A 6104-nucleotide genomic window follows, 5' to 3' on the forward strand; every position below is an offset into this window, starting at 1 on the left:
TAGGGGCGACGGCGGCGCGCCGCCGGAGAACCGCGCACACCCGCCGCCGCAACCCGCCCGGCGCGCGGCGAGCGCAGCGCGCAGCGGCTAGGCTCGGAGCGGTTCAGGGCGCACTTGAACAAGACAGGCGCATCCAGAGAAGACGGAGTCCATGAGCGATCTTCCACTGCGTTCGCAGCTGGCCGTCGCGCTCGGTCGTACGGCCGCCAAGATGTCCCGGATGGCGGGCCGCGGGGACGGCTCGGTGATCGGCGGGCGGATCGGCCTGCGCCTCGACCCCGAGCTGCTCACCCGGCTCGCCAAGGACCGCAAGCTCGTCCTCGTCAGCGCCACCAACGGCAAGACGACGACGACCCGGCTGATCACCTCGGCGATGACGCCGCTGGGCGAGGTCGCCACCAACGCGTTCGGCGCGAACATGCCCACCGGGCACGTGTCCGCGCTCGCGTCCGCGCCCACCGCCCGCTACGGCGTGCTGGAGTGCGACGAGAAGTACGTCCCGATGGTCCTGCGGGAGACCGGCGCGAACATCGTCGCGCTGATGAACCTCAGCCGCGACCAGATGGACCGCGCCGCCGAGATCTGGCTGCTCGCCGGCAAGTGGCGGCGCGCCCTGGAGGCGTCCCCGAACAGCCACGTCGTCGCCAACTGCGACGACCCCCTCGTCACGTGGGGCGCGTCGTCCGCCAAGAGCGTCACGTGGGTCGCCGCCGGACAGCACTGGCGCGAGGACTCCTGGTGCTGCCCCGAGTGCGGCGGCCCCCTCGACCGGCAGGACACCGACGAGGACAGCGACTGGGCGTGCCGGCAGTGCCACTTCCGCCGCCCCCGCCCCGACTGGACGCTGAAGGGCGACCAGATCACCGGCCCCGACGGGCGCGCGTTCTCCCTCGCCCAGCTGTCCCTCCCCGGCCGCGCCAACCGGTCGAACGCGCTCATCGCGCTCGCGGTCGTCGCCCAGTTCGGCGTCCCGCCCGAGCAGGCGCTGCCGCTGCTGTCGCAGGTCACCTCCGTCGCCGGCCGCTACACCACGGTCGAGCACGAGGGCCGCTCCATCCGGCTGCTGCTGTCGAAGAACCCCGCCGGCTGGCTGGAGGCGTTCGACGTCCTGCAGCCCGCGCCCGGCCCCGTCGCCCTGTCGATCAACGCGCAGGGCCCCGACGGCCGCGACACCTCCTGGCTGTGGGACGTCGACTACCGCATCCTGCGCGGCCGCCCCGTCTGGGTCGCCGGCGAGCGGCGGATCGACCTCGCCGCCCGCCTCGAGGCCGCCGACGTGCAGTTCACCCTGGTGGACGACATCGACCAGGCGGTCATGGCCGTCCCGCCCGGGCACCTGGACGTGATCGCCAACTACACCGCCTTCCAGAGCATCCGAACGAGGTACGGCCGTGTCGTCTGACCACGCGAGTTCCGCCCCCGGCGCCCAGCGCCCGCTGAAGATCGTCTGGATCTACCCGGACCTGCTCAGCACCTACGGCGACCAGGGCAACACCATCGTCCTGGAGCGGCGCGCCGCACTGCGCGGCATCCCGACCCAGACGATCAGCCTGCGCTCGGACGAGCCCGTCCCCGCCGACGGCGACATCTACCTGCTCGGCGGGGGCGAGGACCGGCCGCAGATCCTCGCCGCGCAGCGGCTCCTCGGCGACGGCGGCCTCGCCCGCGCCGTGCAGTCCGGCGCCGTGGTCTTCGCGGTCTGCGCCGGCTACCAGCTGCTCGGCCACGAGTTCGGCGGCGAGGAGGGCCAGCCCGTCCGCGGCCTCGGCCTGCTCGACATCCGGTCCGGCCGCGGCGAGCAGCGCGCCGTCGGCGAGATCGTCGGGGACGTCGCGGGCGAGCTGAACGTCCCGCGCATCACCGGCTTCGAGAACCACCAGGGCGTCACGCGGCTCGGCCCGAACGCCCGCCCGTTCGCGAAGGTGCTGCACGGCATCGGCAACGGCGACGGCTACGAGGGCGCCTACGCGGGCCGCGTCCTCGGCACCTACATGCACGGTCCGGCGCTCGTCCGCAACCCGGGCCTCGCCGACCTGCTGCTGCGCTGGGCCGTCGGCCACGACCTGCAGCCGATCGACGACTCGTGGGCCGGCCGCCTCCGCGACGAACGCCTCGCCGCCGTCCTCGGCTGATCCCGGCCCGGACGGGCCGTCCCTGGGGGCCGTCCCTTGGGCTTTCCGGGGCGTTCTTCTTGGGGCGTCGTTCTCCGGGGGCGCCGTTCCGGCGGCGATCCGGTGAACGTTCGGTCAGGGGTCTGGCGGCCCGCGCGGCGGGCTGCCACCGTGACGATCATGATCTGCTGCCGTCCCGGCCGCCGCGACCTGCTGCGCTGGAGCGCGATCGTGGCGGGGGCGGGCCTGCTGCCCGCCCTCGACCCGGCCTCCGCGCGCGCCGCCGGCGCCGCCCGCCCGGTGAACCTCGAACTGGTCACGCTGACGGAGACGTCCGCCGTCCTCACCTGGTACACCGGCGTCCCCGGCACGGACGACGGGCTGGGCCGCATGCAGCCCGCCCCGTCCGACGCCGAAGTGCTCTACGGGACGCACCCGTCGCGCCTCACCCGGACGGCGCACGGCCCGTCGGGCACGCCGTACCACTACGTCGAGCTCACCGGCCTGGAGCCGGGCCGCACCTATTACTACAAGGCACGGTCCAACGGCGTCACCGCCACCGCGACCGGGCTCGCGGGCGGCCAGGCGGCGGGCGTCCCGCAGGGCGACGTGTTCGCGTTCACCACGCCGCAGCCGCCGCCCGGCCGGCACCTCTTCTCCATCGCGCTCTGCAACGACCTGCACCTCGGGGAGACCGTCGCCGGGCTCATCGGGCAGCTCCCCTGGATCAAGGGGATCTCGCAGGTCCCCGGCCATGCCCCCTACCCGGAGATCATGGCGAGGGCGCTGATCGCGGACGCCCGCGCGCGGGGCGCCGACCACCTGCTCGCCGCCGGGGACGTCTCCAGCGAGGCGGCCCCCGACGACCTGCACAACGCGAAGGGCATCCTCGACACGTTCGGCACCTATACACAGGACTATCTCGTCACGCGCGGCAACCATGACCGCGCCCACGAAGGCGCCGCCTATTCCACCTGCACGGTCGGCCGGTACCAGGGCAACGACTGTTTCGAGGACGCCTTCTTCCCGTCCGGACCCAGCTATTTCGCCCGCGACCTGCACGGTCTCCGCGTCATCGGCCTCGACACCTATGACAAGCCCGGGGACGGCGGCGACTCCGGCGGCCTCTCACCGGAACAGCAGGCCTGGTTCGAAGCCGAACTCAAGAAGGACCCGGACCGGCCGACGCTCGTCTTCGGGCACCATCCGCTCTTCACCGAGAACGACCCGCTGTCCGTCACCGGCGCCCATTCCCTCGATGCGGGGCAATCGCTGCGCATTCTCGGCTCCTATGCCCGCACCCCCGGCGTGTTCCTGCACCACGCCGGCCACACCCACCGGAACCAGCGGTCGGTGTTCCCGCTGGCGCCGAAGGTCGTGCAGCAGGAGGTCGGCGCCGTCAAGGAGTACCCGGGCGGCTTCACCCTGCTGCGCGTCCACAGCGGCGGGTACGCGCTGAACTTCTACAAGACCCGCAGCCCAGAGGCCCGGGCGTGGAGCGAGCGGAGCCGGCAGGAACTGTCCGGGCTCTGGCCGCAACTGTCTCTCGGGAACCGCGTCACCGACCGCAATTCCGTCGTCCGGCGCGACCTTTCCGGGCTCACATCCGCCGGCTGACGCGGTCCATGCCGGGCGCATGCGGCGGGTGCGTGAACGTTCGGTGACGTCCCTCCCGGAAATGTCCGCCGGCCCGTACGCTGGGCCGTACTGGCGACGATTTCGGGGGATCTCGTGCCGAGACGCGATTGGCCGAGCCGGATCGACGAGCTGTCCGGCGTGGTCGTGGTCGGCATCGCCATTGCCGGAGGCGGAGCCATCGTCCTTGCGCTGCTCTTCTTCGCGGTGGTGGCCGTCGCCGGAATCGTCCACGGATTGCTGCCCTACTGGCGCTACATCCTCGCGGCCTTCGGCCTGCTGGTCGTCCTTCCGATGGCGGTCACCGGCGTGAAGGAGGCCGCGCGTGCGCGGAAGCGGCGCTTGAACCCGCCGCCCGCGAGGCGGCGCGAGTCCGCGTACTCGGAGCCGTCCGCGCCGCCGCCCGCAGGCGGGGCCGACCCGGTACCCCCGTGGCCGTCGTCCAGCGGGGGACGGCCGATCGTCCGGTCCAGCGGGACGTCGATCAACTGGCACACCTCGACGGTCTACGGCTGCCGCCGCTGCGGTCACAACTGGACGTCCCACGGCCGCGGGGAGGGGAGCTGCTCCGTCGAGGGGCCGCCGTACACGACGCAGACCACCGTCGGCTGGGAGGGCGACATCGTCCAGACGGAGAGCGGCACCCCGTGCGGGTGCAGCCGGTACGAGGGCATCGAACCGCCATGACGTGGCTGCGGAAGATCGACGAGGCGCTGGGGTGGCTGCTCCGCCACCTCGCGGTCGTCGTGGTCGCGGCGTGCACGCTTGGCCTGCTCGCCTCCGTCGCCCTGATCGTCGCCGGATTCTTCCGGATCTCCCCGTTCCTCGCGCTGGGAGCCGTCGGCGTGGTCGCGGTGCTGCTCTACCTCGCGCGGAACACCGAAGGCGGCGGCCCGTACGAACCCTGGTAGCCGGGCCACCGGTACCAGCAGCGCGGAAGAATGCGGAGAGCAGTTCCGAATCGCCGGGAGACCGCGTGACCGTGTTCGCATGTGCAGGGTGCGGCGCCGTCCTGACCGCACCGCTGTCGCAGGTCGCGCTGCCCGTCCACGCGCACCAGTCGTACGGCCACGCCATGCTCCCCGCCCTCATGGAGCCGGGAACGTACGCCGTCGACCCGCACCCTTCAGGGCCGCCGTGGCGCCCATGGGGCGAGATCACGACTGCCGAAGCGGAAGCGCAGGGATGGTACGCGCCCGTCCATGCCGTCTCCTGCGGCCCGCGCGGCGCGATCGTGATCGCGCCCGGCGACGTCCGCGGCACCGTCCTACTTCCCGACCGATGCGACGGCTACTGCATGGGGCTGGACGGGCGGGACGGCCCGAACCTCGCCTGCACCCACTGCGGCCGCGCCGTGGCGACCCGCATCGACGACTGCTCGCTGTGGCAAGCGGTACGTCTAGACCCGCGCGCCGTACGCCCGCTCCCCGGCGAGCCGGACGATCGCCCCGTCCTCGACTGGGACGACCTCCAGCGCGACCGCCCCGGGACACCGCCGATCGAGCGGCCCGGAAGATGGAACCCGATCTGGGAAGCCGCCGCCGGAGCCGCACTCGCCCACCTGCTGGCCGCCTCGGACGGAGCGCCGATCACCGTGCCCGACGGCCTCATAGCCGACGTCTTCGGCCGCGCCCTCGATGCGCTCTTGCCGGCGGGACCGCCCGCGAAGAGCGTGGCCTTGGGTGGCCCGGGGCTGGCGGCCGCCGCTGCCGACATCCTCGTGGTGCCGGTGCACCCGCAGACCGGCAAAACATGGCACCCACCGCGAGAGGCAGCCGAAGCGTCTGGTGGGCAGGCGTCGGGTGGGGAAGCGGCTGGTGGGGAAGCGTCGGGCGGGCAGGCGTCGGGTGGGGAGCTGTTGGCTCGGGAGGCGTCGGCGCGGATGGTGCTGGGTAGCGGGACGCCTGGGAGAACGGTGCCGCTGGCTGCTGATGTGTGGATGCGAATGGCCTTTCCGCACGAGTGGGAGCCCGCCGCTGTCGTTGGCGGCGTGCCCGAAGTCGTCTGGAGGGACGACCCGCCGCCGCTGCTTCCTATTGGGCCCTTCAGACCTGACAGTGAGGTTTTCCTGAGCACTCTTGTGCGGCTTCCCGAAGTCCGCTGCCCATGGTTGCGATCAATTTATGATCGGGTGAGACAGAGGCCGTACTCGCCGCCGTTCTAAGGTGAGGTGCATGCTTTCCTGCTTTGTCTTATTTGTGATTATGGGACGATGTGGCTGTATTGGGAGCTCCTCTCGGGGCGTTCGGGTGCATCGGTGAGAAAGGGTGTTCGGGTGGTGGGGTGGCGCTTGCGTACGGGGCCGCCCCTCCAAAGTCAAGGGCGCCTTCGGCGTCGCTTCGCGATGGACTTCGTCCA

The 6104-nt window shown here is 72.2% G+C and carries 6 protein-coding genes; all 6 read left to right on the plus strand.

Annotation, left to right across the window (positions count from 1 at the left end):
* Positions 1-151 precede the first annotated feature (151 nt).
* Complete coding sequence (locus AB0C78_RS30105) at positions 152-1402, plus strand: MurT ligase domain-containing protein (protein ID WP_151546992.1); 1251 nt, start codon at positions 152-154, stop codon at positions 1400-1402.
* Entirely contained in the window at positions 1392-2132 is a 741-nt protein-coding gene (locus tag AB0C78_RS30110) for a glutamine amidotransferase (protein ID WP_225992628.1), read from the plus strand. Before AB0C78_RS30105 ends, AB0C78_RS30110 begins: the two co-directional genes overlap by 11 nt.
* Positions 2133-2291: 159 nt before the next feature.
* Positions 2292-3728, plus strand: coding sequence for a metallophosphoesterase family protein (locus AB0C78_RS30115; protein WP_360754275.1), 1437 nt, complete (start codon positions 2292-2294; stop codon positions 3726-3728).
* A 114-nt stretch (positions 3729-3842) separates the two neighbouring features.
* Positions 3843-4433, plus strand: a complete 591-nt coding sequence (locus AB0C78_RS30120; RefSeq protein WP_360754269.1) for a phage holin family protein — start codon at positions 3843-3845, stop codon at positions 4431-4433.
* Positions 4430-4657 carry a hypothetical protein gene (locus tag AB0C78_RS30125; protein WP_151546990.1) on the plus strand — a complete coding sequence of 76 codons (228 nt, stop codon included), beginning with the start codon at positions 4430-4432 and terminating at the stop codon, positions 4655-4657. The genes AB0C78_RS30120 and AB0C78_RS30125 overlap by 4 nt, the downstream gene beginning before the upstream one ends.
* Before the next feature lie 65 nt (positions 4658-4722).
* Positions 4723-5910: a hypothetical protein gene (locus tag AB0C78_RS30130; RefSeq protein WP_360754272.1), complete on the plus strand. Its 1188-nt coding sequence runs from the start codon at positions 4723-4725 to the stop codon at positions 5908-5910.
* Positions 5911-6104 lie beyond the last annotated feature (194 nt).

Source organism: Actinomadura sp. NPDC048394 (genome assembly GCF_040651755.1).
In the GTDB taxonomy this organism is placed as follows: domain Bacteria; phylum Actinomycetota; class Actinomycetes; order Streptosporangiales; family Streptosporangiaceae; genus Spirillospora; species Spirillospora montaniterrae.

Bases quoted from the DNA above. Each gene is read 5' to 3' on its own strand.
- AB0C78_RS30105 (WP_151546992.1), top strand. From the start codon at position 152: ATGAGCGATCTTCCACTGCGTTCGCAGCTGGCCGTCGCGCTCGGTCGT.
- AB0C78_RS30125 (WP_151546990.1), top strand. From the start codon at position 4,430: ATGACGTGGCTGCGGAAGATCGACGAGGCGCTGGGGTGGCTGCTCCGC.
- AB0C78_RS30115 (WP_360754275.1), top strand. From the start codon at position 2,292: ATGATCTGCTGCCGTCCCGGCCGCCGCGACCTGCTGCGCTGGAGCGCG.